Source organism: Burkholderia sp. PAMC 26561, assembly GCF_001557535.2.
GTDB lineage: Bacteria > Pseudomonadota > Gammaproteobacteria > Burkholderiales > Burkholderiaceae > Caballeronia.
The window spans coordinates 1,418,542-1,441,999 of record NZ_CP014315.1; the positions used below are offsets into that span (position 1 = coordinate 1,418,542).

At 61.1% G+C, this 23,458-nt stretch carries 22 protein-coding genes and 1 pseudogene; 9 read left to right on the top strand and 14 right to left on the bottom strand.

What is annotated here, in order from left to right; genetic code table 11:
- Nucleotides 1-38 precede the first annotated feature (38 nt).
- From AXG89_RS41010 to AXG89_RS41030, 5 genes are all read left to right on the top strand, one after another.
- A complete protein-coding gene (locus AXG89_RS41010; protein WP_075357445.1) occupies nucleotides 39-1,346 on the top strand; it encodes an NRAMP family divalent metal transporter in 1,308 nt (435 codons plus the stop codon).
- Nucleotides 1,347-1,477: 131 nt separating this feature from the next.
- Nucleotides 1,478-2,647, top strand: a complete 1,170-nt coding sequence (locus AXG89_RS41015; protein ID WP_075357444.1) for a zinc-dependent alcohol dehydrogenase — start codon at nucleotides 1,478-1,480, stop codon at nucleotides 2,645-2,647.
- 131 nt (nucleotides 2,648-2,778) lie between these two features.
- Complete coding sequence (locus AXG89_RS41020; protein WP_075357443.1) at nucleotides 2,779-3,921, top strand: ACT domain-containing protein; 1,143 nt, start codon at nucleotides 2,779-2,781, stop codon at nucleotides 3,919-3,921.
- 154 nt (nucleotides 3,922-4,075) lie between these two features.
- Nucleotides 4,076-4,795, top strand: a complete 720-nt coding sequence (locus AXG89_RS41025; RefSeq protein ID WP_075357442.1) for a TIGR04086 family membrane protein — start codon at nucleotides 4,076-4,078, stop codon at nucleotides 4,793-4,795.
- 121 nt (nucleotides 4,796-4,916) lie between these two features.
- Nucleotides 4,917-5,816 (top strand): SDR family oxidoreductase, encoded by a 900-nt coding sequence (locus AXG89_RS41030; RefSeq protein WP_075357441.1) that lies wholly within the window; start codon nucleotides 4,917-4,919, stop codon nucleotides 5,814-5,816.
- 141 nt (nucleotides 5,817-5,957) lie between these two features.
- Here AXG89_RS41030 and AXG89_RS41035 read toward each other — a convergent pair whose 3' ends face one another.
- Complete coding sequence (locus AXG89_RS41035) at nucleotides 5,958-6,650, bottom strand: HAD family hydrolase (RefSeq protein WP_075357440.1); 693 nt, start codon at nucleotides 6,648-6,650, stop codon at nucleotides 5,958-5,960.
- Nucleotides 6,651-6,783: 133 nt separating this feature from the next.
- On the opposite strand from AXG89_RS41035, the gene AXG89_RS41040 reads away from it, so the two are divergent.
- Entirely contained in the window at nucleotides 6,784-7,416 is a 633-nt protein-coding gene (locus AXG89_RS41040) for a ProQ/FinO family protein (RefSeq protein ID WP_075357439.1), read from the top strand.
- Here AXG89_RS41040 and AXG89_RS41045 read toward each other — a convergent pair.
- The 13 genes and pseudogenes from AXG89_RS41045 to AXG89_RS41105 all read right to left on the bottom strand — a co-directional run bounded on the left by AXG89_RS41045 (nucleotide 7,413) and on the right by AXG89_RS41105 (nucleotide 20,567).
- On the bottom strand, nucleotides 7,413-7,805 hold the full coding sequence (locus tag AXG89_RS41045; protein ID WP_075357438.1) for a tautomerase family protein: 393 nt from the start codon (nucleotides 7,803-7,805) through the stop codon (nucleotides 7,413-7,415). The two genes, AXG89_RS41040 and AXG89_RS41045, sit on opposite strands and share 4 nt — an antisense overlap.
- Nucleotides 7,806-7,987: 182 nt before the next feature.
- Complete coding sequence (locus tag AXG89_RS41050; protein WP_062001692.1) at nucleotides 7,988-9,307, bottom strand: PQQ-dependent sugar dehydrogenase; 1,320 nt, start codon at nucleotides 9,305-9,307, stop codon at nucleotides 7,988-7,990.
- Complete coding sequence (locus AXG89_RS41055) at nucleotides 9,300-9,743, bottom strand: DUF2231 domain-containing protein (protein ID WP_075357437.1); 444 nt, start codon at nucleotides 9,741-9,743, stop codon at nucleotides 9,300-9,302. Before AXG89_RS41055 ends, AXG89_RS41050 begins: the two co-directional genes overlap by 8 nt.
- Nucleotides 9,744-10,145: 402 nt before the next feature.
- Nucleotides 10,146-10,772: a DAK2 domain-containing protein gene (locus AXG89_RS41060; RefSeq protein ID WP_075357436.1), complete on the bottom strand. Its 627-nt coding sequence runs from the start codon at nucleotides 10,770-10,772 to the stop codon at nucleotides 10,146-10,148.
- A 12-nt stretch (nucleotides 10,773-10,784) separates the two neighbouring features.
- A pseudogene (locus AXG89_RS41065) lies at nucleotides 10,785-11,794 on the bottom strand (dihydroxyacetone kinase subunit DhaK).
- A gap of 31 nt (nucleotides 11,795-11,825) precedes the next feature.
- Complete coding sequence (locus AXG89_RS41070; protein WP_062001688.1) at nucleotides 11,826-12,827, bottom strand: ABC transporter permease; 1,002 nt, start codon at nucleotides 12,825-12,827, stop codon at nucleotides 11,826-11,828.
- A complete protein-coding gene (locus tag AXG89_RS41075) occupies nucleotides 12,824-14,377 on the bottom strand; it encodes a sugar ABC transporter ATP-binding protein (protein ID WP_075357435.1) in 1,554 nt (517 codons plus the stop codon). Before AXG89_RS41075 ends, AXG89_RS41070 begins: the two co-directional genes overlap by 4 nt.
- A gap of 80 nt (nucleotides 14,378-14,457) precedes the next feature.
- Nucleotides 14,458-15,570: a substrate-binding domain-containing protein gene (locus AXG89_RS41080; RefSeq protein ID WP_075357434.1), complete on the bottom strand. Its 1,113-nt coding sequence runs from the start codon at nucleotides 15,568-15,570 to the stop codon at nucleotides 14,458-14,460.
- 73 nt (nucleotides 15,571-15,643) lie between these two features.
- Nucleotides 15,644-16,306: a class II aldolase/adducin family protein gene (locus AXG89_RS41085; protein WP_075357433.1), complete on the bottom strand. Its 663-nt coding sequence runs from the start codon at nucleotides 16,304-16,306 to the stop codon at nucleotides 15,644-15,646.
- Complete coding sequence (gene mtnA, locus AXG89_RS41090) at nucleotides 16,303-17,382, bottom strand: S-methyl-5-thioribose-1-phosphate isomerase (RefSeq protein ID WP_075357432.1); 1,080 nt, start codon at nucleotides 17,380-17,382, stop codon at nucleotides 16,303-16,305. The genes AXG89_RS41085 and mtnA overlap by 4 nt, the downstream gene beginning before the upstream one ends.
- A gap of 15 nt (nucleotides 17,383-17,397) precedes the next feature.
- On the bottom strand, nucleotides 17,398-18,660 hold the full coding sequence (gene mtnK, locus AXG89_RS41095; RefSeq protein ID WP_075357431.1) for an S-methyl-5-thioribose kinase: 1,263 nt from the start codon (nucleotides 18,658-18,660) through the stop codon (nucleotides 17,398-17,400).
- A 36-nt stretch (nucleotides 18,661-18,696) separates the two neighbouring features.
- Nucleotides 18,697-19,392: a GntR family transcriptional regulator gene (locus AXG89_RS41100; RefSeq protein ID WP_231941406.1), complete on the bottom strand. Its 696-nt coding sequence runs from the start codon at nucleotides 19,390-19,392 to the stop codon at nucleotides 18,697-18,699.
- Nucleotides 19,393-19,652: 260 nt separating this feature from the next.
- Nucleotides 19,653-20,567 (bottom strand): LysR family transcriptional regulator, encoded by a 915-nt coding sequence (locus AXG89_RS41105; protein WP_075357429.1) that lies wholly within the window; start codon nucleotides 20,565-20,567, stop codon nucleotides 19,653-19,655.
- Between the two features lie 102 nt (nucleotides 20,568-20,669).
- Here AXG89_RS41105 and AXG89_RS41110 point away from each other — a divergent pair, with 102 nt between their 5' ends.
- The 3 genes from AXG89_RS41110 to AXG89_RS41120 all read left to right on the top strand — a co-directional run bounded on the left by AXG89_RS41110 (nucleotide 20,670) and on the right by AXG89_RS41120 (nucleotide 23,440).
- Nucleotides 20,670-21,551: an aldo/keto reductase family oxidoreductase gene (locus tag AXG89_RS41110; protein WP_075357428.1), complete on the top strand. Its 882-nt coding sequence runs from the start codon at nucleotides 20,670-20,672 to the stop codon at nucleotides 21,549-21,551.
- A gap of 327 nt (nucleotides 21,552-21,878) precedes the next feature.
- A complete protein-coding gene (gene ampC / locus AXG89_RS41115) occupies nucleotides 21,879-23,045 on the top strand; it encodes a class C beta-lactamase (RefSeq protein WP_075357427.1) in 1,167 nt (388 codons plus the stop codon).
- Nucleotides 23,045-23,440 (top strand): cupin domain-containing protein, encoded by a 396-nt coding sequence (locus AXG89_RS41120; protein WP_075357426.1) that lies wholly within the window; start codon nucleotides 23,045-23,047, stop codon nucleotides 23,438-23,440. The genes ampC and AXG89_RS41120 overlap by 1 nt, the downstream gene beginning before the upstream one ends.
- The last annotated feature ends 18 nt before the right edge of the window (nucleotides 23,441-23,458 follow it).

Sequence of the window (23,458 nt, forward strand, 5' to 3'; positions counted from 1 at the left end):
ACGTTCGATACAAACGAAAAACCAGGCACCAGGCCATTATGAATAAGCCCTTACCGGATTACGATGCAGAAGGTCCCGATCCCGTAATAGGCCCGACCAAACCGCATCTGCTGGGCGTGCTGGGTCCCGGCCTCATTACAGGCGCCTCCGACGACGACCCCAGCGGCATCGCCACGTATAGCCAGGTGGGCGCGGCCTTCGGCTATGGGCTGTCGTGGACGCTGCTCTTCAGCTATCCGTTGATGGTCGCCATCCAGATGATCAGCGCCCGCATCGGCCGCACTACCGGCCACGGCATTGCGGGCGTCCTGCGCCGGCACTATCCGGCATGGCTGCTGCAATGGATCGTCGTGCTGCTGCTGATTGCGAACATCGTCAACGTGGGCGCCGATCTGGGCGCCATGGCCGATGCACTCTCGCTTTTACTGCCGGGTCCCAAATGGCTGTATGTGCTGCTGTTCTCAGTGATCTGCGTCGCCATGCAGTTGTTGCTGCAATACACACGCTACGTGGCCGTGCTCAAGTGGTTCACGCTCTCCCTGTTTGCTTATTTCGCCGTGCTGGCCGTGGCGCATGTCGACTGGTCCCGGCTCGCAAGCAGCCTGTTTATTCCGCGTCCGCTCTGGACATCGGCATATCTGACTGCTGTTGTTGCCGTGTTCGGAACCACTATCAGCCCCTATCTGTTTTTCTGGCAGTCCGGCGAAGAAGTCGAGGACATGCGCGTGCATCCGCGGCGCGTGGATCTCTTCGATGCACCCGAGCAGGGTCCGGCGGCGCTGCATCGAATAGAAGTCGATACGATGGCCGGCATGGGGCTATCCAACATGGTCGCCCTGGCGATCCTCGCGACCACGGCGGCGACGCTGCACGCGGGCGGCATTGTCGATATTGAAACCTCCGCGCAGGCAGCCCAGGCGCTGCGGCCGATTGCCGGCCCGTTCGCTGCGCTGTTTTTCACGGTTGGGCTGATCGGGACCGGCTTCCTGGCCGTGCCGGTGCTGGCCGGATCGGCGGCTTATGCGATCGGCGAGGCGCGCGACTGGCCGGTGGGTTTCACCCGCAAGATGCAGGAAGCGAAGGCGTTTTACGCGACTATCGCGATTGCCACGCTGATCGGCATGGTCATCAATTTCACTTCCGTCAATCCAATCAAGGCGCTCTACTGGAGCGCGGTGCTCAATGGCGTGGTCGCGGTGCCCGTGATGTTCGTGATGATGAAAATCGCGTGCCGCCCGGACATCATGGGGAGATTCGCCGCTCGGGGCTGGCTGCGCGCGCTCGGCTGGATTGCGACGGCCGTCATGCTGGTGATTTCGGTCGCCATGGTGGTGACGTCGATTTGACGAATGTGTGCGCGGCTCGCTGAAGTCGCGTTAGTGCGCTTGGAATGGGTATTGCTGAATTGTCGTGGCCGACAGTGAGACGGCTGAAGGGTGCTCACGGATCCCGGCTAACGAACATTCAGGAGCTGCAAATGAGAGCCTTGCGCTGGCATGGAAAACACGACATTCGATGTGACACGGTGCCCGATCCGGTCATGGAAGAGGGGCGCGACGCGATCATCAAGGTGTCGACTTGCGCGATCTGCGGCTCCGACCTGCATCTGTTCGACGGCTTCATGCCGACGATGGAAAGCGGCGACATCATGGGCCACGAGTTCATGGGCGTAGTGGTCGAAGTAGGCAAGGACAACAAGGCGCTCAAGGTTGGCGACCGGGTCGTGGTTCCCTTCACCATCTTCTGTGGCGATTGCGACCAGTGCAAACGCGGCAACTTTTCGGTTTGCGAACGCAGCAACCGTAACAAGGACAAGGCCGACAAGGTGTTCGGCCACACCACGGCGGGGCTGTTCGGCTACTCGCACCTGACCGGCGGTTATGCGGGCGGCCAGGCTGAGTACGTCCGCGTGCCCATGGCCGACACGACCCACGTCAAGATTCCGGACGGCCTGACCGACGAACAAGTCCTGTTTCTGGGCGATATCTTTCCGACTGGCTGGCAAGCGGCGGTCAATTGCGACATCCAGCCTGACGACACAGTCGCAATCTGGGGCGCGGGCCCGGTCGGCCAGATGGCGATACGCAGCGCCGTGCTGCTGGGCGCAAAGCAGGTCGTCGTGATCGACCGGGTGCCCGAACGCCTTGCCATGGCGAAGGCTGGTGGCGCAATCACCATCAACTTCGACGAAGAAAGCGTCCTCGACCGGTTAAAGGAACTGACCAATGGCAAGGGACCGGAGAAGTGTATCGATGCGGTCGGCATGGAATCGCATGCAACCCGTTCTGTCGATGCCGTCTACGACCGCGTCAAGCAGGCCGTGATGCTGGAGTCTGACCGTCCGCACGTGCTGCGCGAAATGATCTACGTGTGCCGTCCGGCAGGCATCCTCTCCGTGCCAGGGGTGTATGGCGGCCTGATCGACAAGATCCCGTTCGGTGCATCGATGAACAAGGGACTGACCTGGAAGATGGGCCAGACTCATGTGAAACGCTGGACGGACGATTTGCTGAACCGCATTCAGGAAGGCCAGATCGATCCGTCTTTCGTCATTACCCACACGGTTTCGCTGGAAGACGGTCCTGCGATGTACAAGACGTTCCGCGACAAGGAAGACGGGTGCATCAAGGTCGTCCTCAAACCCTGAGGGCAGGTAAGCCACCCCGTGTGGATTCGGACGGCTGTTCATATGACAATGTGGGCTCGATTCAATAAAGCGGCGCCGGCCCTGGCCGGCTGCACGCGCACAATCAACCCTGTTGCATGGGAGACAGCTTGATGAAATGCACGATCGTAGGATCGCGGTATTTCGGCGCCTTGGTGCTGGAAGCGTTTCTGGCCGATGGAATCGAGATCGCCGGCGTGGTGGCGCCCGCCGCCGACGACCGCCTCGCCGTGGCTGCCCGGGCGGCCAGCTTGCCGACCTTCATCCACGAGAATCCGAAGTTCATCGACGGCAGCGCCATTCCCGAAGACACTGGTCTGATCATCGCCGCGCACACTCATGCGCGCGTAAGCGACGAGGCGTTGGCGCGCTCGCGCCTGGGCGGTGTGGGCTATCACCCTTCGCTGCTGCCTCGTCACCGCGGCATTGCGGCGGTCGAGTGGACCATCCTGGAAGGCGACCCGATCGCCGGTGGCTCCATCTACCATCTCTCGCACGGCTGGGATGCGGGCGCGATTGCCGCGCAGGACTGGTGCTTCGTCAAGAAGGGCGAAACCGCACGGGAACTCTGGGAACGCGCGCTCGCGCCAATGGGGCTCGAGCTTTTGCTGCGCGTCGCCCATCACGCTCGTGAACATGGCGAGCTGCCGGCGAGCGTGCAGGACGCGCAGTTCGCCACGCGTGCGCCGATCATTCGCCGGCGCATCGACATCAGCGAGGAGCCGGCTGGACCGCTTGCAACGCTCGTCGTCACGGCGATCGGCGCGGATCGTCCGGGTATCGTGAATCTGCTCTCCGAGCGCGCGCGGGCTTTCGGCGCCAACTGGACCGGCAGCCGCATGGCGAGCATCGGCAGCCAGTTTGCCGGCATGGTGCAGTTCGAAGTTGCAGAGCGTCACGCCGATGCGCTGACTACCGCATTACGCGATCTCGAAAGCGCGGGACTGCGCGTCGTGATCGCACGCGGCGACCTGCCGCCGCTCGAAAGCGGCCGGCGGCGCGTGTCGCTGGAGCTGACGGCACCCGACCGTCCGGGCATCGTGCAGGATCTGTCGGCGAGTTTGTCGGCGCACGACGTCAGCATCGAGAAACTCACCACGGAACTCGCGTCCGGACCCGCGCGGGCGCATCAGTTCGCGGTCAAGGCAGTGCTCGCTGTGCCCGAAAACATGTCAGTCGACGCCCTGCGCGCCCTGCTCGAATCGCTGGCTGCCGACATGCTGGCGGACATGGCTCTCGGGGAAAGCGGCGCATAACCGCGTTGACCCAGCTTCCCCCGTTCCATCAGCGAAGATGCCTCCCGGCCGATACCCGCGGCACGGCGTTTGCTCCACGATGGGGCACGCCACTGCGCGCATACACCAGGACACATTCTTAACGCCTTCGGCTTCCGTTCAATCAGGAAAACTTATGAAACTGCTCAATACTCAAGACGGTCTGCCGCGCCTTTCATGGGGTTCCGTGATCGCTGGCGTGATTCTCTCGTCCATCGTCTATCTCATCATGAGCGTGCTTGGTGCCGCCATAGGCGCCTCACTGCTGTCTCCGTTGTCCCAGCCCAATCCCATGCACGGATTCGGCTTTGGCTCAGGCGTCTGGGTGATCGTTACAACGGTGCTCGCTGTTTTCATCGGCTCTTATTTTGCCGGCCGATGCGCACCCGTCCTTGGCTGGCTGCACGGTCTCCTTTCATGGGCCGTCATGACACTTTTGATTGTCTTCGGCATGACCTCGCTGATCGGAAGCGCCGTGAGCACGGTTGGCAGTGTCGCCGCCACGAGCGCGCAAGTCGGCGCGACGGCCGCAAACCAGGCTAACGCAGACCCCTCCATGATGAATTCCGCGAAGCAGCAATTGCAGGCTGCGGTTGCATCGGCTGCGTCCGCCGCCTCGAGCCCCGACGCCGAACAGGATGCAAGGCAGACCGCCGATACCGCCGCACGCGGTGTCGCTCGTGCAAGCTGGTTCTCGTTTGCCGCCCTCCTTGTTGGAGCAATCATCGCCATTGTTTCGGGCGGCGCGGGGTTCCGTCATCAGCCTCCGTACGAGGATGTGGGCGGAACGGCCGTAGGCAACGATGCAATTTCCGCACGCAGCCGCGTGGTGCGTCCAGGAACCGGAACGCTGTAAATCTTTGGGCCAACCTGAAGCGGGCCGAAGCAAATCGCTTCGGCCTTTTTCGTATGGAACGTGCATTGCTGCGTACTTGGCCGACGACCAATCGTTTTTTTCAATTCGCCGAGGAGCACGCATGAGCACCGAAAACCAGTACGCAATGCAGGACCCCACCAAGCAATATCCCCAGCCCGAATTCGATAAGCAGCCGCAGTCTGCTCCCGGACTCACCGCCGACATGAGCCCCAGGCCCGATCACGGCGAAACCAGCTACAAGGGTTTTGGCAGACTGGCCGGCCGGCGCGCGCTCATCACCGGTGCGGACAGCGGCATTGGCCGGGCCGTCGCGATCGCGTTCGCACGCGAAGGCGCAGATGTCGTGCTCAACTACCTGCAAAGCGAAGAGCAAGATGCGCGCGAAGTCGTGAGCCTTGTCGAGCAAGCCGGCCGCAAGGCGGTCGCACTTCCGGGCGATATCGGCGACGAGTCGTTTTGCAAGTCGCTCGTATCCCAGACGATCGAGCAGTTGGGCGGGATCGATATCCTGGTCAATGTGGCGGGCAAGCAGACGGCGGTCGAAGACATCGCCGATCTGAGCACCGAGCAGTTCGAAGCCACGCTGCGCACCAACGTTCTTGCCATGTTCTGGCTCTGCAAGGCAGCGCTGCCGCACATGCCGCCGGGCGCGACGATCATCAACACGACCTCCATTCAAAGCTACCAGCCAAGCCCGAGCCTGCTCGACTATGCGCCTTCCAAAGCTGCCATCACCGCATTCACGCATGCACTGGCGAAGCAAGTCATTGGCAAGGGCATTCGTGTGAACGCCGTTGCACCGGGACCGGTGTGGACACCGCTGCAGCCAAGCGGCGGACAGCCACAGGAAAAAATCGTCACCTTCGGTTCCGAAGTACCCATGAAACGCCCCGGCCAACCGGCGGAACTGGCGCCGGTTTATGTGTTGCTGGCATCGCAGGAATCGAGCTTTACGACAGGCGAGGTCTATGGCGTGACGGGCGGCAATCACTTGCCTTGAGCGTCATTGAACGAATCGTTGGACCGGGGTTTGTGCGGACTTGATGTCCGCGCGCCCGAATCCCGCACGACTCGAATGGGTCGATATGCTTTCGCGGACCGCCAGCAATGACTCGCGCTGAACAAAACGTTCAGGCCGACATCACGCGGCGCGGCGTTGCCATTGAGCAAGCACAGCGGGTAACTCAGCCATGTTCCGAAATACCTGGACCACACCCGTCTCGCGAAGCGCTCTCGGCTCGCTATGACCTTCCTCATGCGGGCTGTAGCCAAACACCGTGGCGCCCGCAGCAACGCCGGCAGTCGCACCCGTGACCGTATCTTCCACAATGGCACAGCGCGCCGGATCGACACCCAGCGCCCTGGCCGCCGCCAGATACACGTCCGGAAACGGCTTGGTGTGCGCCATTTCATGGCCGCTAAAAACCCGGCCATCGAAATAATCGATCATGCCGACCTTTGTCAGTTGCATCTCGACCTTGAAGCGGTCGGCGCCGGAGGCCACTGCAATGCGTCCATCGAGCGCCCGGTGCAGTGTTTCAACGGCCGAAAGTGCTCCATCAATGGCGACCAGCCCGCGCTCGAGCGCCATATTGCGCCGCTCCCGGAACTGCACGAGCCACTCCTCCGTGAGGGGCACGCCGGTATTGGCTTCGATCAGCGGCGCCTCGTCCTTCACGGCCTTGCCGATAAAGATCCGCATGGTTTCCTCGACGCTCAGACGCCATCCCAGTTCGCCCAGCAATTCGCTGAGTACGCGATTGGTGATGAGTTCGGAATCGACGAGCACGCCGTCGCAGTCAAACAGTACGGCATCGAAAGGAAGCTTGGACATGGGGGATAAGAGTGGTGGTCCGAGGAACAGGCAAGGATACCGCACCCCGCGCGCAGCTTCTGTGTGACTGACGTCAGCGCTTGCTGGTCGCGGGACTGCTACAATTCCTGTTCTTTTTGCCCGGACGGACGTAATGGGATTCGAACAGCTAGCAAAACTCAGGGATCAGCTTTCAAAATCGGCTAAGACGAAGGCCCCCGCGCGCGCAGACCGCAACCGGGTGCCGTCCGCCGTTTCGAAAGCGAAACCGGCTGCGGATGGCAAACCCGACGTCAGGTCCGATCGCAAGCCCCATCCGAGACCCGCGAAACCGGTATCGAAGGCTCCGCCGCAGCCGAAACCGCCGGTCAATGCCAAACCGGTAGATCCGGTCGTGGTGCATATCGGCCGGCTGCAAAAGCTTTTCCCGGAAGCGTTCCCGAAAAATCCGGCACCCAAGGTTCCGCTCAAGATCGGCATTTTCGAGGACCTGATTGCGCATATCGCGGAGTTGAAGGTGACACAGCCGGAACTGCGCGACGCCATCAAGGTGTGGTGCCGCGGCAGCCGCTACTGGAGCGCAATGAGCGTCGACGCGATTCGCGTCGATCTTTCGGGCGCAGAGGCCGGCCGCGTATCCCCGGAAGATGCGGTTCGCGCGCAGAAGCTCGAGGAAGCGCGGGTAGCCCGCGTTGCGGCCAAGGCGCAGGCGACGACTGCAGCACCCGCCGAAGCCGCGCCTGCCGAATCAGCGCCGGCAGCGGCTTCCGAGCCGAGCGAGTCTTAATCGGCTGGCGCGTACTGCATTTCACCGTTCCCGAACGACCAGTTCTCGCGCTGGACATCGATCAGACTGATCCACACGTCCTCGATCCGCACCCCCGCTTTTTGATGAACGCCTTCTGCAACCGCTTTGTAGAAGGCTTTCTTTGCATCGACCGAGCGCCCTGCATTCCACGTCACCTGTATAAAAACGATGCCTGGCGAATAATCGATGCCCAGGTATCCCTCCGTGGGATACACGAGCTCGCCCGGCGCGTGGCGCGTGATGATCTGAAACCGGTCGTTCGCCGGAACATTCGCAACGGCGAGCATGGCTTCATAGATGACATCGCTGATGGCTTGGACGCTATCAGCGGAGGCTTCTTTCGAGACGTTGATTCTGACCAAAGGCATATCGGCTCCTTACATGATCAAATGCATAGCAATGGATGTTGCTCGCTTGGATTATGCGGCAACTCCAAATTTTCGACACAACCGGCCGGCCACGAAAACGGGCGGCAGGCGATCCACAACAGAGACCGCGCGCCGCCCGCAAGACGTAAGGAACTGCTGTTTTTTCTCTTGCGACGTGACGTTCAACCTCCTGCTTTCGTCACGCGCCAGACGGTGTTGCCGGCATCGTCGGCGATGATGAGCGCGCCGTCCTGACCCTGCGCGAGCCCGACCGGCGCGCCGCGCAGCTCCTTCTCGTCGGCGGTCACAAAGCCCGTCACAACAGGTTTCGGCGTGCCGACCGGTTTGCCGTTTTCAAACGCCACATACGCGACCGCGTAACCGCTCAGCGGCGAACGATCCCAACTGCCATGCTCGCCGATAAAAGCCCCGCCCTTGAACTGTGCCGGAAGGTTGTCGCCGGTATAAAACAACAAGCCGAGCGGCGCAACGTGCGAGCCGATCGCATAATCCGGCGGGATCGCCTTCGCGACCAGATCGGGGCGTTGCGGCTGCACGCGCCGGTCCACATTCTGCCCATAGTAGCTGTACGGCCAGCCATAGAAAGCGCCGTCTTTCACCGAGGTCAAATAGTCCGGAACAAGGTCTGCGCCGATTTCATCGCGTTCATTGGCGACTGCCCAGAGTTGTCCCGTTTTCGGTTCCCATTGCAGCCCGGTCGGATTGCGTATGCCGGCCGCGAAGATGCGGCTGCCGCCAGTGGCGATATCCACTTCGAGGACGTTAGCGCGGCGGTATTCGACGTCGAGTCCGTTCTCGCTGGCATTGCTGTTCGATCCGACGCCGACAAAAAGCTTCTTGCCGTCCGGGCTCGCGAGCAGCGCCTTGGTCCAGTGATGGTTGACCCGGTCCGGAAGGTCGGTCAGTTCGACACCGGTCGTGGTAATGGCCGTATCGCCGGATTTGTACGGGAACTTGAGGATGGCGTCGGTATCGGCCACGTACAGCGTGTCGCCGACCAGTTGCATGCCGAACGGCGAATGCAGATGATCGATGAAGACATGCTTGTCCCATTCGCCGCTGCCATCGGTGCGCTTTCGCAGCAACGTGATGCGGTTGCCACCCTTCGCTTCCTTGCCCGAACGGCTCTGGACCATGCCCGCAATCAACTGCTTCGGCGTGGTTACAGGTTCGGCATCGGGGCTGCTGGATTCCGCCACCAGGATGTCGCCATTAGGAAGCCCATACACCTGCCGTGGATGTTCAAGCCCGGACGCGATCTTCTCGATCTTCAGGCCGTCCGCGACCTTGGGTGTTTCGTTGTTCTGCCATCCAACATGCTTGGGTACCTGCATGGGCGGCGTGAAAAAACTCTGAGCGCTCGGCAATGGCGGATTGGCGCCGGCCTGATGCGCGGAATCATATTTGGCTTTCTCGTCGCATCCGCTGAACGAAGCCGCGACGGCCACCGCGATCACGCTGGTCAAGATGGATCTATTCACGAGCCGTCTCCTTGAAATCGAACTTGTCGAACGCGAGCACGATTTGAGCAAGGATCAGCAACGCGACTGTAATGACTGAAAGAATGACGCTCAGCGGAACCTGGGCATAAGCATCGCGGCTATGAACGAATGCGTTCACGATTGCCGCGACGATGCCGAGCAGGTTCAGCCAGAAGGCCAGCCTCTCGCGATTTTTGCCTGCGTAGCGGTATCCGAACCAGACGTGGCCGAGATTGATGAAGCGTGGAATGATCGCGAAAATGAGTCCGACGGTTACGAGCCACGCAGCGCCTTTAGCCCAGAAAACATTTTCTGTTATCGCGTAGATAATGTCGAAGATCAGGGTGCCGACGAAAAGTCCGTACGGGATGGGATTTAAAAGATCGAAGAGTGATGTCGCCAGTCTTGACCGATATCTCGGGCTGGTTGGAGTCATGGGTAAGTCCTTCACTGAAGGTAAAGATGCGATAAACGATGCACCGGTGACAAAAGTCTAATCCACGGTGCATCGTTTTCCCGGCTCGTACCGCTCGGGCATCGCGTCACGCAACTCAAACCCCGCAGGGCATGCGGTCATCAGAGATGCGGCACGCCTTCATCGAAAGGATTTTGCAAGCGTTGGGATCCAGAACGATCCGAAGCTTGGGCGCAGGTCATGCAGGCAGCGTTTTCCAGTTGGACGAGCCCCATGCGTCACGCACATCACGTGCCCGAGGCTTTGGCTTTTAATTATTTTGCGTTCGGGGAAGGCAAAATACAGCCTCACGACTGTATCGAGGAATGACAGTCCACTGGCTGTATTTCTGGAGATACTACGCAAGGCAGGCGTGCTGAAGGCTTAACCCTTCACGCCTTCCCGCAACGCTTCGAGAAACCTTAAATACGCGGTAGCGCCCGGATCGGCATGTCCAATGCTGCGTTCCTGCACCCATGCCGCGCGTCCCTTTTGTGATTGCAGCCCCGCTGTCGCCTCCACGCGTTCCTGCGATGTCGCGATCATCGCGGCCAGCAACGCATCGGTATCGCCGTCTGATTTTTCGAGAGTATCGAGACTTGGAACGAGCGCGTCGAGCACGGTCTTGTCACCGACCTGGCTCTTCCCGCGTTCGATGATGCGCCCCGCAACCGCACGCCCGATGGTCAACGCCTCGTTCTTGCCGACCGTGTCCTTCCCCGCCATGGTCTTCGATGCCGCCAGCAATCCGCCGCCTATCAATGCCGCGAACGTGGATGGATTCGCGGTCGAAAATGCCTTCCCCGCGGCGAGCAGCACGTCGGCCACGGTCGCCTCGCCAGGCAACGCGGCAAGCGCCTTCACGACCGCCGCCGATCCCGCTTGCACGGTAATGCCGAGATCGCCGTCGCCGAGTGCGGCATCGAGTTCGCGCAACTCTTCGGCATGGCCCGGCAGCGTGGCGAGCGTGCGCGCGAGCACGTCGCGCAGTTCAGTGGAAGAAATACTCATGACGTCCCCCGTTCAAGCCTGCGACCATTCGCGAAAGAAAGGCGAACGCGCCGGTGCGGCAAGCAGCGCTTCGAGTTCGTCATCGACAAGCATGATCGTGATCGACGCACCCGCCATTTCGAGGCTCGTCACATACTCGCCCACATACGAGCGTGCGATCGTCAAACCCTGCTCGCCGATGATCGCAGCCGATCGCCGATACAACAAATACAGCTCTTCAAGTGGCGTCGCGCCGAGCCCGTTGATGAGCACCGCGACGCGCGATCCTTTGGGCGCATTGAGGTCGGCAAGGATCTCGCCGGTCAGGCGCGTTGCAATCTGATCGGCGGTTTCGAGTGCGCCGCGATGCGTGCCCGGTTCGCCATGAATGCCGATGCCGATCTCCATCTCGCCTTCAGGCAGCGTGAACGTAGGTTTGCCCGCAGCCGGCAGAATGGTCGGCGAGAGGCCCACGCCCATGGTGCGGCACTGGTTGTTCGCCTTCGCTGTGATGCGGGCGACTTCATCGAGTGAATCGCCTCGTTCCGCCGATGCCCCGCGCACTTGAACGCAAACACCATCCCTGCCACGCCCCGGCGTTCAGCACTGCGCGCGCTCGGTGCCGACGCCACGTCGTCAGTGAGCAGCACTGTCTTGATATCGATGCCTTCCGGTTCCGCCAGATCCGCAGCGAGGTCGAAGTTGAAGACATCGCCGCCATAATTGCCGTACACATACAGCACGCCGGCGCCGCCATCGACGGCTTTAGTGGCTTCGAAAATCTGTTCCGACGACGGCGATGAAAACACGTTGCCTACTGCCACGCCGCTGCACAAACCCTCGCCCACGTAGCCCAGGAAGCCCGGCATATGCCCCGACCCGCCGCCGGTCACGATGCCCACGCGACCCTGCTTCGGTGCATCGGCGCGCACGAGCGCACGGTTGTCAGCGGTCGCGGATTTGATCCAGCCCGGATGCGCGAGCAACAGCGCATCGATGACTTCATCCACGAACTGATCCGGCTGGTTGATGATCTTTTTCACGTGATGCTCCTTGAAAGGAAACTGCGATGGCTCACACCTTGCGGCGCTGGCTGAGCGCGTCGAGCATGACGGCGGCGAAGATGACGCCGCCCTGAATGAATTGCGTCCAGAATGGATTGACGCCGAGCAGCGACAGGCCCACGTTGATCACGCCGATCAGCACCACGCCAATGAACGTGCCAATGATCGAACCGCGCCCGCCGGCAAGCGACGTACCGCCGATCACAACGCCGGCAATGACCTGAAGCTCGAGTCCGTTTGCCGCAGAGGGCAGCGCCGAATTCAGCCGTCCCGCGAGCACGATGCCTGCAATCGCCGCCGTCACACCGGCAAGCGTGTACGTCAGGAAGATCACGCGCCGCACGGGAATACCGGCGAGCCGTGCGGCTTCCTTGTTGCCGCCGACCGCAAAGACCTGATGCCCGAAGGTCGTCTTGCGCAACAGCACATGCCCGACAATAAAAACGACCAGCATGACGATCATCGGCGCGGGAAGCCCGGCAACCGTCTTTGCCCCGAACGCGGTGAACGCGTTCGGGAAGTCGAACTTGGTGCGGCCATCGGAAATGGCGAGCGTGAGGCCGCGCGCCATCGCCATCATGGCCAGCGTGACAATGAACGGCACCAGCCTGAACCACGCGACCGAGAGTCCGTTCAACGCGCCCACGCACGCGCCCACGGCAAGCGCCACCGCAAGTCCGCCGATACCCAGCCCGATGTTCCCCGGCACCGATCCCGCCATGACCGTCGCTGCGACCATGCCGCTCAGCGCGACCAGCGAGCCGACCGACAGGTCGATCCCGGACGTGATGATGACGAACGTGCCGCCGACCGCCGCGATGCCCACCACGGAGACCTGCACCATGATGTTGGTGAGCGTGCTCGTCGTGAGAAATTCGGGCGATGCGATCGACAGCACCACGCATATGAGAATGAGCGCCGCGAACAAAGGTCCGATACCGCTGCGTAACTGCCGGATGAAACGGCGCGAGAGCGCCTCCTGATCCGCCTGCTTTGCTGCTGTCGACGTCATGCGCCTACTCCTGTCGTAGCCCATTGAATCACCGTCTCGGAGTCCGCCTTGTTGCGTGCGATCTCCGTGACGATGCTGCCTCTGTACATCACCAGCACGCGGTCGGACATGCCGAGCAACTCCGGCAATTCCGAGCTGACCATGATGACGGCCGCACCGGCGCGCGCCATCGATACCATGTGCGCATAGATCTCGGTCTTCGCGCCTACGTCGATACCGCGCGTGGGTTCATCGAGCATGATGACGGCCGGTTGAGTGGCCGTGGCGCGTCCCAGGATGACCTTCTGCTGATTGCCGCCCGAGAGATTGCCCGTGATCTGCATGACCGATGGCGAACGCACCGCGAAGCGCGTGCTCGCTTCCTGCGCGAGCCTGCGTTTTCTTGCGTTGCTGGTGAAGCCGCCGGTTGCAAGCGCCTTCAGGCTCGAAAGCGCGACGTTCTCCTCGATGCTCGCCTCGAGCACGAGACCTTCGAGCTTGCGGTCTTCGGCGGTATAGACGAGTCCGTGCCGGATGCCATCGGTTGGCGACTTGATGCTGACCTTCTTGCCGCGTATCAGGAGTTCGCCCTTCGTCACGGGCAGCGCGCCGAAGATCGCTTTCAACAACTCCGTGCGCCCCGCGCCCGCAATCCCCGCGATACCCACGATCTCACCCGCCCTCACGCTGAGGCTCGCATGCCGCACGATTGGCGGGCTCGCCAGATCGCGCACTTCGAGCACGACGGGCCCGTAGTCGCGCGGCTCCCACGGATAGAACGAATCGAGATTGCGCGCGACCATGGCCTGCACGAGCTCCTGCTCGGTCCACTGGTTCATCGGCCGCGAACTGACGGTTGCGCCATCGCGCATCACCACGGCCGAGTCCGCCAGCTCGAACACCTCTTCCAGATGATGCGAGATGAAGATGATCCCCATCCCTGCCGCGCGAAGCCGCCGGACCACGGCGTACAGATTGGCGATGTCGCCACGCTGCAGCGCTGCCGTAGGTTCATCCATGACGAGGATGCGGGCGTCGCGTGCCACCGCCTTTGCGACTTCCACGAGCTGCCGCTTGTTCAACGGCAGATCGCCGAGACGCATGGACGGCGAGACGTTATCCAGTCCGACTTGCGCAAGCGCCTGGCGCGCGTGTTCGTTGGCTTCGCGCCGCATCACGAAACCGCCGCGCGACGGCATGCGCCCGAGGAACAGATTCTCCGCGACGGTCATGTCGTTGATCAGCGACAGCTCCTGGTAAATCACGGCGACGCCGGCATCGATCGCCGCATTGGTTCCGCGTGCAAGCGGCACGCCGTTGATCTCGATGCGGCCTTCGTCCGGCTCATACGCACCCGACAAGGTCTTGATCAGCGACGACTTGCCTGCGCCGTTCTCACCGACGATCGCCATCACGTGACCCGCCTGCAACGACAGGCTGACGCCCCGCAACGCCTTCACGCCGGGGAAACTCTTGACGATGCCCTCCATGCGCAGCAGCGGCACGTTGCCGCTCTCCGGCGCCTCTTGCACGCCGCCGGAAAGATCGGGCGAACTCGTTTCGGCACTCATGATCGGATCTCTCTTGCGAGGCATGCGCTCCGCGCCATCGGAGACTTGCGGACACGCATGCGCTTGGTCGATTACGGCGATTACTGGCTGACCTGCAGCGACCAGAGACCGTATTTCTTGGTGGTATCGGAGTCGATATTCGACTTGTCGATCAACAAGGTCGGCCATGCGTAGTTCGCCGGCACGTCCTTCTTCGCCGTGTAGTCCTTGATGAAACTCAGCGCCTTCGCCGCCATTTCGATTGGGTTCTGCGAAATGGTTGCGTCCTGCTTGCCGGCACGAATCGCGGACAATGCCTGCGCCGTGCCGTCGGCACCGATCACCATGATGTGCTCCTTGTCGCCGAGCGGCTTGTAGCGGTTGGCGTTGTCGATAGCTTTTTCCGCACCCACGGTGTTGTCGTCGTTCGCACCGAAAACTGCATCGATTTGCGGGTACTTTTGCAGGATGTTCGTCATCGCGTTGAGTGACTTTTCCTGGTCGAACGCGCCTTCCTGGCGGGCCACGACCTTGATGTCCGGATACTTCGCGATTTCATCGGAGAAGCCTTTCTCGCGGTCGGTGGCAGCCGTCGTCCCGACCAACCCGATCAGGTCGACCACGTTGCCCTTGGGCGAGCCATAACGCGTCTTCAACTGATCCGCGATCCACTTTGCCGCCGTCGTGCCGAGCGCCACGTTGTCCGACGCCACGAACGACGTCACCTTGCCGCCATCGGAGCCGCGATCCAGCGTGAACACGGGAATGCCCATGCTGTTGGCCTTTTCGACCGCCGGAATGATCGCCTTCGAGTCGATCGGATTGAGCACCAGCGCAGTCACGCCCTGGCTCAGCAGGTTGATCGCGTCATTGACCTGCTGCTGTGCGTCGCCGTTTGCGTTCGTCTGGACCAGATCGAAGCCTTGTTCCTTCGAACCCTTTTCCACCCCGAGTTTCAAGCCGACGAAGAATGCGTTGTTCAGCGTAGACACCGAGAAACCGATCTTCGTCTTCCCGCCCGATGCCGCCGTGGCCGCGGGAGCAGCGCTCGCGACTGCGGCGGGACTTGCGCTTGCGTCGCTTGCGGCGGTGGTCGTCGAAGGCGATTCGCTTTTCGAACAGCCGGAGAGCGCGGCTGCCGCGCATAAGACCGCCGTTCCCGTACGTGCACCCAGCTTGCTCCATGCGTCAAATCTTCCTGAATTCCAGGCCATGACTGTCTCCATTTTTCAAGTTATAAAGGCGGTTCTGTTGCGCGCTGCGGGTACAACATTTGAAGAAACTTATTCAGGTATCCTTGGTTCTTCGTGGTCCGTAGTTCCTGAACTTGTCCACGACTTCGTTCATCTGTTCATCCGATAAGACGGGCGGCGTTCCCAATTGGCACGCCAGCAGATATTGCTTCGCCAGTACCTCGACTTCGTGTGCGAGCCATAGCGCACGCGCGAGATCCCGACCCAGTGCAATCACGCCGTGATGCGCCAGCAGACACGCTGTGCGGTCTTTCAGCGCCTGCATCGCGTAATCGGACAACTCCTTGCTGCCGAAGGTTGCGTACGGCGCGCATCGGATGGAATTGCCGCCCGCGGCCGCCACCATGTAATGGTGCGCGGGGATGCCGTGTGAGTGAATGGCGAGCGCCGTGGCCGAGCTGGAATGCGTGTGAACCACTGCGCCGATCTCCGGCCTCGCCTGCAAGATGTCGCGGTGAATGCGCCATTCCGACGATGGCCGCAACTGCGCAAACAGCGACGAGGAAGCATCTATATTGATCGGCAGGAACGCGATCGAGGCCGGGTCCAGTTGTGCCGACGGGATGCCGCTTGGCGTGATCAGGAAACCATCGCTGAACCGCGCGCTCACGTTGCCCGACGTGCCCTGATTGATGCCGAGACGTTCCATCTCGCGCGCTGTCTCCACTATTCCCGAACGCAGCGCGGCCTCGGTCATGCTGCGTCTCCTTCCATGGCGAACAACGCTGCCAGGTTAATATCGAACGGTTTTTGCACGATGCCCCGCTCCGTGATGAAACCCGTGACGAGATGGTTCGGCGTGACATCGAAAGCGGGGTTGCGGACCTTCACGTTGGCCGGCGCAACACGTTCGCCGTACAGATGCGTGATTTCGTCGTCGTGACGCTCTTCGATCACGATGTCACGCCCCGTCGCCGTGTGAAGGTCGAGCGTTGACGACGGACAGGCCACGTAGAACGGAATGTTGAAGTGCCGCGCGACGATCGCAAGCCCGAGTGTGCCGATCTTGTTCGCGAAGTCGCCGTTGGCCGCAACCCGGTCTGTACCGACGATCACCACGTCGACCAGTTCCTGCGCCATGATCGACGCCGCCATGCTGTCGGTGATCAGCGTGACATCGACGCCCGCCTGCTGCAACTCGTAGGCGGTCAGGCGCGCGCCCTGCAGAAGCGGACGGGTTTCATCGGCGTAGACGCGGAATGTCAGCCCCTCGCCATGTGCCTTGTATATGGGCGCGGTTGCGGTGCCAAGACCGGTGGTCGCGAGCGCGCCCGCATTGCAATGCGTCAGCACTCCGCAGCCAGGCGTGATCAGCGGCAGGCCATGCTCGCCGATACCATCACACAGCGCCTGATCTTCCGCGTGGATCGCAACGGCCTCTGCGATCAATGCGTTCAGAAGCGCGGCGGAATCATTGGCATCGCACGCCTGCGCCGCCTGCAACATCCGCTTAAGGCTCCAGCTCAGGTTGACCGCGGTGGGACGCGCGCTGTCTATATAAGCCGCCTGCTGCGCAAGCGCCGCGCGGAATTCATGTATCGGCAGATGAAGGGACGCGCGCATCGCGACGCATAGACCGTAGGCTGCGGCTACGCCTATTGCCGGTGCACCGCGAACCCGCAGTTCATGGATTGCACGCCAGACCTGTTCGGCCGTCGTCACGTTTTCGATGATGGTTTCGCGAGGCAAACGGGTCTGGTCGAGGATCGACAAGCTGCCGTTTTCCCACGTGATGGTCGCTGGAAGGCTCGAAAACAGCGGCGCCGATTTCATGCGTGCTCCGGTTGGTTATTGATTGTTGGTGGACTGAAGCGCCCGCGCCAGACGAACGACCTGTTCGATATCGGTCAGGGATTGCCTTTCGACCAGCAGCGTCTCGGCGCATTGCAGACAACGCACTTCGATCGCCGCGCGTGCCGTGTCGTCCGGAATGTGCGCGATCTCCGCAACCTTCGCCATGCCCACGATCCGGCGGATCATCTTGCAGCCAGCAAAGCCGAGGGTATCGGCGAGAAGCCGTTGCATGAAGCGCGCCTTGAATGCATCGGCGCAGGCGCGGTCCGGATCGTTACCAATGAACGAAGTCTTGCTGCGGCCTTCGTGTTCCCGCCATAGCTTCTGGAACTTGGCGGCGAACGCCGACCAGATCGTGCTGACCTGTTCCAGCAGCCACGCCTGATAGACTTCCGGCCGCCCGTCGTGAAGCCGGCCGTGCCAGTCGCGCGAGAAATAGGCCAGCAGAAGATTGGCGAGCACCGCGCCAATGTCGAACGCCATGGGACCGTAGAACGAGAACTCGGGATCGATCACATAGGTCTCGTCCGCGTTGACCATGATGGAACCCGTATGCAGGTCGCCATGCAGCAAGGTCTCGGCGTGGTTCATGAACGCCCATTTCATTTCGGCCGCGGCCACGCGCAATGCGGGCGTCTGCCTGAGGCGTTCCAGCGCCGCCCTTGGCAATTTAGCGCTATATACGTTCGATGGATGGTCCTCGAACGGATACGTGAAAACCAGGTCCTCGGTGATCCCGCACAACTCGCTGTTCACGGCCGCGCTCATCGCCTGTTTCTTGATGTCGGCGTTAAGAAAAAGATCCGAGCCGAAGAAAAGCGTGTTCGCAAGATACGTGGACAAGTGATCCGCAAGCCTCGGATAAACGACGCCATCCGTCAGCCCTTGCCGCAGGATCCGGTGAGTGGCAAGCCGCTGCATCACCATCAGGAAAAGCTGGCTGTCCGCGTGATAGACCTTGGGCACATGCTGCGGACATAGCGATCCAAAGCGCCTGAGCGCGGCGACTTCACGCTCCATGCGCTCGCGTCCAAGCGGCCATGTCTTGCCGACCAGCCGCAGAAACGGCGGTGCCTGCTTCACCACCACGCTTTTTTCAGCAGCCCCTGCGTTGCTCGCGAAGTAGACGTAGTTGAGATTGCCGTCGCCCACTTCCGCAATATCCAGTTCCGCCGGCTCGCCCAGCAACGCGTGCACAGCAGGAATGCCCCGCAGGTAAGCCGTCAGTTCCGAAGCATTCAACGCTTCGAATTCCATGATGTCTCCTCCGTGTCCCCCGGTTCTGCCCGCGTCTCAATGACGTTTGCGAACCAGGTCGAACTTGAAGATGCTCGTGTTGTAGTAGTCGTTGCTATAACAAAGCGGATCGCCGCTCTGATCGAAATCGACCTCATCCAGAAGCAGGAACAGGCCGAAGCCATCGCCCAGTTCAGGCAGGTCGCGCGGCGTCAGGATGGTCGGCTGGACGGACGTATGCGTGTGCGACAGCCTGCGGCCGGTCCTGCCGAGCATGGCGAAGAGCGATTCGCCGAGATCGTTGCCGACGGAATCGAACACCTCTTTCGAGACAATATCGATGCAATACGCCGCAATCGCATCGTTCGCCCGCCGGACCCGTTCTATGCGCACGCACGGATGGCCCACATCCAACGCCAGCTTTTCCGCCAGGCTTTCCGATGCCTCGATATTCTCGATCTGCAGCCTGCTTGTTGAGGGCACTGCGCCGACGCTCTTGATCATGTCGGTCACGGACATCAGATCATCCAGACCGCCCTTAAGCTTCAGCGAAATTTGTCTGATGAAGGTCCCGCGTCCCTGGACCCGCGACAGCAATCCATGCGAGATCATTTGCGCCACGGCTTCGCGCAAACTCGACCGCCCCACGCCCAGCAACTCGCACAACTCGATCTCGGTCGGAATCTGATCCCCTGGTTTAAGGCCTTTTTCGCGAATCATGGCCAGCAGCGATTCCTGGATCTTGTCGCTCATCGATTGTTCGACGCTCAAGCGCATGGGAGCCTTTCTCTCAAACTTTTTTGCAATATACATCAGACGTCTGATGTTTTTCTGGGATTTACCCTGATTTCACAGGGTCGAAGGCACCCCACTCGCGAGAAGGAAAACGCAATTCATGTGGCGCAACATGCGCGGTCGAAGCGAGAGCGGATGCGGTTACGAGACTGGCTGACCTACGGTCAGCAGGCTTGATCTTGTGCGATGCAATGTGCCTGTCTCCCGTCCGGAAACGGTCAGAAATCTGGAGCGGCCAGCGAACCTTCGGCCTTCACGAAGTCGATAAACGCCCGCAGCGGCGCCGGCAAGTGCCTGCGCCCCGGATAATAAAGAAACGGTCCAGAAAATTGTGGCCACCAAGGCTGCAAGATCGGCTCCAGCGCGCCGCTATCCAGATACGGCTGAAGCATCCCCTCGAAAAGATGGACCACTCCCACACCGGCTACAGCGGTGCTGATGGCGAGTTCGACCGCGGCGCTTGGCCTGACCAGAAGCGGTCCTGACGGGTCCAGCCGCACCACCTCACCGTCGCGTTCGAAGAACCACATTGGCATGGCGCCGCCCGCGAACTGGCCGCGCAGACACGCGTGCTCGAGCAGCTCGCGGGGATGCGTGGGCCTGCCGTGCGTGTCAAGATATTCCGGCGCTGCCGCGGTCGCGAAACGCTGCACGCGCGGCCCGATCGGGATGGCGATCATGTCCTGTTCCAGACGTTCGTCGTAGCGGATGCCGGCGTCGCAACCAATCGCCAGCACATCGACGAAACCATCCTCGACCACGACTTCCACCCGAATGTCCGGATAAGCCTTCAAAAACCGCGCGATGAGCGTCGGCAACACGATCCGCGCGGCGCTCGACGGCACGTTCAGCTTGAGCGTGCCCGTGGGTTTATCGCGAAAACCGTTCAGAACGTCCAGCGCCGCTTCCATTTCACTGAAGAGCGGCGACAGCTTTTCGATGAGACGCTCGCCCGCCTCGGTCGGCGCCACGCTGCGCGTGGTCCGGTTCAGCAGGCGCAGTCCGAGCTTGGCCTCGAGGCGCCGTACGGCAATGCTGAGGCTCGACGCCGATACGCCGCTGATGCGTGCGGCGTCCCGAAAGCCGCCGGCCCGCGCGACCGATACAAATGCGGCAAGATCATTGAATTCCATGGGGCATTGTTCAAAATAGTGCACGACCTGTGCAATCTAGACCCGATTATCGAACAGCGCAATCGGTCTCATACTGTCGTCATACCTTTCACGGAGATCATCATGTCGAACCTCAACACCACTGATACCTTTTCTCTCGCGGGCCACACGGTGCGGCGCATGGGCTACGGCGCCATGCAACTTGCCGGACCTGGCGTGTTCGGTCCGCCGAAGGACCGCGATGCGGCCGTGGCCGTGCTTCGCGAGGCTGTGGCGTCAGGCGTCAATCACATCGATACCAGCGATTTCTACGGCCCCCACGTCACCAACGAGATCATTCGCGAGGCGCTCCATCCGTATGCGGACGGCCTCGTGATCGTCACGAAGCTTGGCGCCGTTCGCGGCGCGGACGGTTCATGGAACGCGGCCCTCGAGCCGGAAGATCTGAAACGCGGCGTTCACGACAATCTTCGCAACCTCGGCCTCGATGCACTCGAGATCGTGAACATACGCAACATGGGCGACATCCACGCGCCGGCCGAGGGATCGATTGCGAAGCAGGTCGAGACGCTCGCCGAGCTTCAGCGCCAGGGGCTCGTGCGCCACATTGGTCTGAGCAACGTGACGCCGACGCAGATCAAGCAAGCGCAAGGGATTGCCGAGATTGTCTGCGTGCAGAACCATTACAACCTGATCCAGCGCAGCGACGACGCACTCGTCGATGACCTCGCAGCCCAGGGCATTGCGTACGTACCCTTCTTTCCGCTGGGCGGCTTCACACCGATCCAGTCATCGGCGCTTTCGACGATTGCGCAGGGCCTGGAAGCGACGCCCATGCAAGTCGCGCTTGCGTGGCTCTTGCATCGCGCGCCGAACATCTTGCTGATTCCGGGGACATCGTCGGTCACGCATCTGCGCGAAAACCTGCAGGCATCGCAATTGAAGCTGCCGGACGATGTGCTCGCGGAACTCAATACGCTCGGTGGGGTTCAGTCCGGGCATTGAAGGCGTTTGGCCGGCCGGCCCGCCGAATGACCGACAAAAAAAAGGCGCCTGAACAAAGGCGCCTTTTGTCTTGATCATCACTTCTGTCTGCTCTAGTTCGAAAACGTGCGCACTCCCCGACCGCGCCACGATATCCGAATCATGGCAATCACGGTGACAAGCTGAGCAACGGTGTCCTTGCAATGCATATCGGCGTGATCGGCGCATTCTTTAGCGATAGTTTTTCTATTGCCTTGGATAACTTATCGTAGATGGTCGGTCACTCAGAAAAACCGGATACTCCTGCCTCACAGCTTGACCCACCCAAACCCGCCAAGGATCAGGGACATGACATTGAGAGCAGGACGTCTGTTTGCAGCAATCGTTTTTTCGTGCATGGTTTCGAGCGTCGTTCAAGCCGCCGATAACACCATCCAGAGCGAAGTGGACGGCGTCATCCAGCCGCTGATGAAGCAATACGCAATCGCCGGCGTCGCGGTCGGGGTCATCGCCGACGGCAAGCCTCATGTATTCAACTATGGTCTTGCGTCGGTGCGGCCCAGGAGACTGGTGACGGGCAACACCTTGTTCGAGCTTGGATCGGTCAGCAAGACATTCACCGCGACGCTTGCCGCCAAGGCACAAATCGACGGTGACCTGTCCTTGTCCGACCGCACGAGCAAGTATCTCCCGTCCTTGCAGAACACCCCGTTCGGCGATGTGACCCTGCTCAATCTCGGCACGCACACGCCCGGCGGCCTTCCACTGCAAGTGCCCGACAACGTCAACAACATCGACGAACTGATGCAGTACTTCAGGCAGTGGAAACCTGCGTACGCGGCGGGGACGTATCGGACGTACACGAATCCAGGCATTGGAACGCTCGGCCTCATCACCGCGAAAAGCCTGGGTCAGGATTTCGATACGCTCATGACGCAGGGCCTGTTTCCCGCGCTGGGTCTGCAGCACAGTTACATCAACGTGCCAGCCGCAAGAATGAAGGACTACGCGCAGGGCTACACCAAGGACGACGCGCCCATCAGGATGAAGCCGGGTGTGCTCTCGTCCGAGGCTTACGGCATCAAAACCACCGCTGCCGACATGCTGCACTTCCTCCAGGCGAACATGAACCTGGTCAAACTCGACCCGAAGCTTCAGCGCGCAATAACCGATACCCACACTGGCTATTTCGACGCAGGGCCAATGACGCAAGACCTGATCTGGGAGCAATATCCCTATCCGGTCGCGCTTGAAAATCTGCTGGAAGGCAACGCGCCTGCGATGATCATGAACGCGACGCCGGTCACCCAGCTCAAACCGCCGCAACCGCCGCGCGACGATGTCTGGATCAACAAGACCGGCTCGACCAACGGCTTTGGCACGTATGTGGCGTTCATTCCGGAAAAACGTCTGGGGATCGTGATTCTCGCGAACAAGAACATCCCGAACGGCGCGCGTGTCACGGCGGCGTACCGGATCCTCGAGTCGCTGGCCGATAAGGCGCAGACGCAATAATGTTCCATCGATACATGGTGGTCGTCGTGAGCGCGGCGATTAGCGTGCCTTCATTCGCAGCCGGCTCGGCGGCTGCCGCCAAAGACACGGTCGTTCTGCAACGCGTGCCTGTTGCAGGCACTGATCGCGAGATGGGCATGGGGATTTCGGAGTTCCCGCCGAACGCATCCAAGCCGAGACATAAAGCCACGGGACCGGAACTCGCTTACGTGCTGGACGGTGAAGTCACGGTGCAGGTTGTTGGTCAGCCGGCGCACGTCGTCCGCGCCGGTGAGAGCTGGGCAATGCCGGCGAATGTCGCCCATGTCACGACCGCAGGGCCTGCGGGCGCGAAGGTTTTGGCGACGTGGGCATGGGTGCCGGGAAAGCCGTTCAACGTTTCGCATTCGAAATAAGCCTTGCCCAGCCCTCAC

What these genes read in the sequence shown, in the direction of transcription:
- AXG89_RS41015 (WP_075357444.1), top strand. Translation starts at nt 1,478, where the DNA reads ATGAGAGCCTTGCGCTGGCATGGAAAACACGACATTCGATGTGACACG.
- mtnK (WP_075357431.1), bottom strand. Translation starts at nt 18,660, where the DNA reads ATGGAATTCGAAGCGTTGAATGCTTCGGAACTGACGGCTTACCTGCGG.
- AXG89_RS41085 (WP_075357433.1), bottom strand. Translation starts at nt 16,306, where the DNA reads ATGACCGAGGCCGCGCTGCGTTCGGGAATAGTGGAGACAGCGCGCGAG.
- AXG89_RS41100 (WP_231941406.1), bottom strand. Translation starts at nt 19,392, where the DNA reads ATGAGCGACAAGATCCAGGAATCGCTGCTGGCCATGATTCGCGAAAAA.
- AXG89_RS41075 (WP_075357435.1), bottom strand. Translation starts at nt 14,377, where the DNA reads ATGAGTGCCGAAACGAGTTCGCCCGATCTTTCCGGCGGCGTGCAAGAG.
- AXG89_RS41010 (WP_075357445.1), top strand. Translation starts at nt 39, where the DNA reads ATGAATAAGCCCTTACCGGATTACGATGCAGAAGGTCCCGATCCCGTA.
- AXG89_RS41055 (WP_075357437.1), bottom strand. Translation starts at nt 9,743, where the DNA reads ATGACTCCAACCAGCCCGAGATATCGGTCAAGACTGGCGACATCACTC.
- AXG89_RS41045 (WP_075357438.1), bottom strand. Translation starts at nt 7,805, where the DNA reads ATGCCTTTGGTCAGAATCAACGTCTCGAAAGAAGCCTCCGCTGATAGC.
- AXG89_RS41035 (WP_075357440.1), bottom strand. Translation starts at nt 6,650, where the DNA reads ATGTCCAAGCTTCCTTTCGATGCCGTACTGTTTGACTGCGACGGCGTG.
- AXG89_RS41070 (WP_062001688.1), bottom strand. Translation starts at nt 12,827, where the DNA reads ATGACGTCGACAGCAGCAAAGCAGGCGGATCAGGAGGCGCTCTCGCGC.
- AXG89_RS41040 (WP_075357439.1), top strand. Translation starts at nt 6,784, where the DNA reads ATGGGATTCGAACAGCTAGCAAAACTCAGGGATCAGCTTTCAAAATCG.
- AXG89_RS41110 (WP_075357428.1), top strand. Translation starts at nt 20,670, where the DNA reads ATGTCGAACCTCAACACCACTGATACCTTTTCTCTCGCGGGCCACACG.
- AXG89_RS41105 (WP_075357429.1), bottom strand. Translation starts at nt 20,567, where the DNA reads ATGGAATTCAATGATCTTGCCGCATTTGTATCGGTCGCGCGGGCCGGC.
- mtnA (WP_075357432.1), bottom strand. Translation starts at nt 17,382, where the DNA reads ATGAAATCGGCGCCGCTGTTTTCGAGCCTTCCAGCGACCATCACGTGG.
- AXG89_RS41080 (WP_075357434.1), bottom strand. Translation starts at nt 15,570, where the DNA reads ATGGCCTGGAATTCAGGAAGATTTGACGCATGGAGCAAGCTGGGTGCA.
- AXG89_RS41060 (WP_075357436.1), bottom strand. Translation starts at nt 10,772, where the DNA reads ATGAGTATTTCTTCCACTGAACTGCGCGACGTGCTCGCGCGCACGCTC.
- AXG89_RS41030 (WP_075357441.1), top strand. Translation starts at nt 4,917, where the DNA reads ATGAGCACCGAAAACCAGTACGCAATGCAGGACCCCACCAAGCAATAT.
- ampC (WP_075357427.1), top strand. Translation starts at nt 21,879, where the DNA reads ATGACATTGAGAGCAGGACGTCTGTTTGCAGCAATCGTTTTTTCGTGC.
- AXG89_RS41120 (WP_075357426.1), top strand. Translation starts at nt 23,045, where the DNA reads ATGTTCCATCGATACATGGTGGTCGTCGTGAGCGCGGCGATTAGCGTG.
- AXG89_RS41020 (WP_075357443.1), top strand. Translation starts at nt 2,779, where the DNA reads ATGAAATGCACGATCGTAGGATCGCGGTATTTCGGCGCCTTGGTGCTG.
- AXG89_RS41025 (WP_075357442.1), top strand. Translation starts at nt 4,076, where the DNA reads ATGAAACTGCTCAATACTCAAGACGGTCTGCCGCGCCTTTCATGGGGT.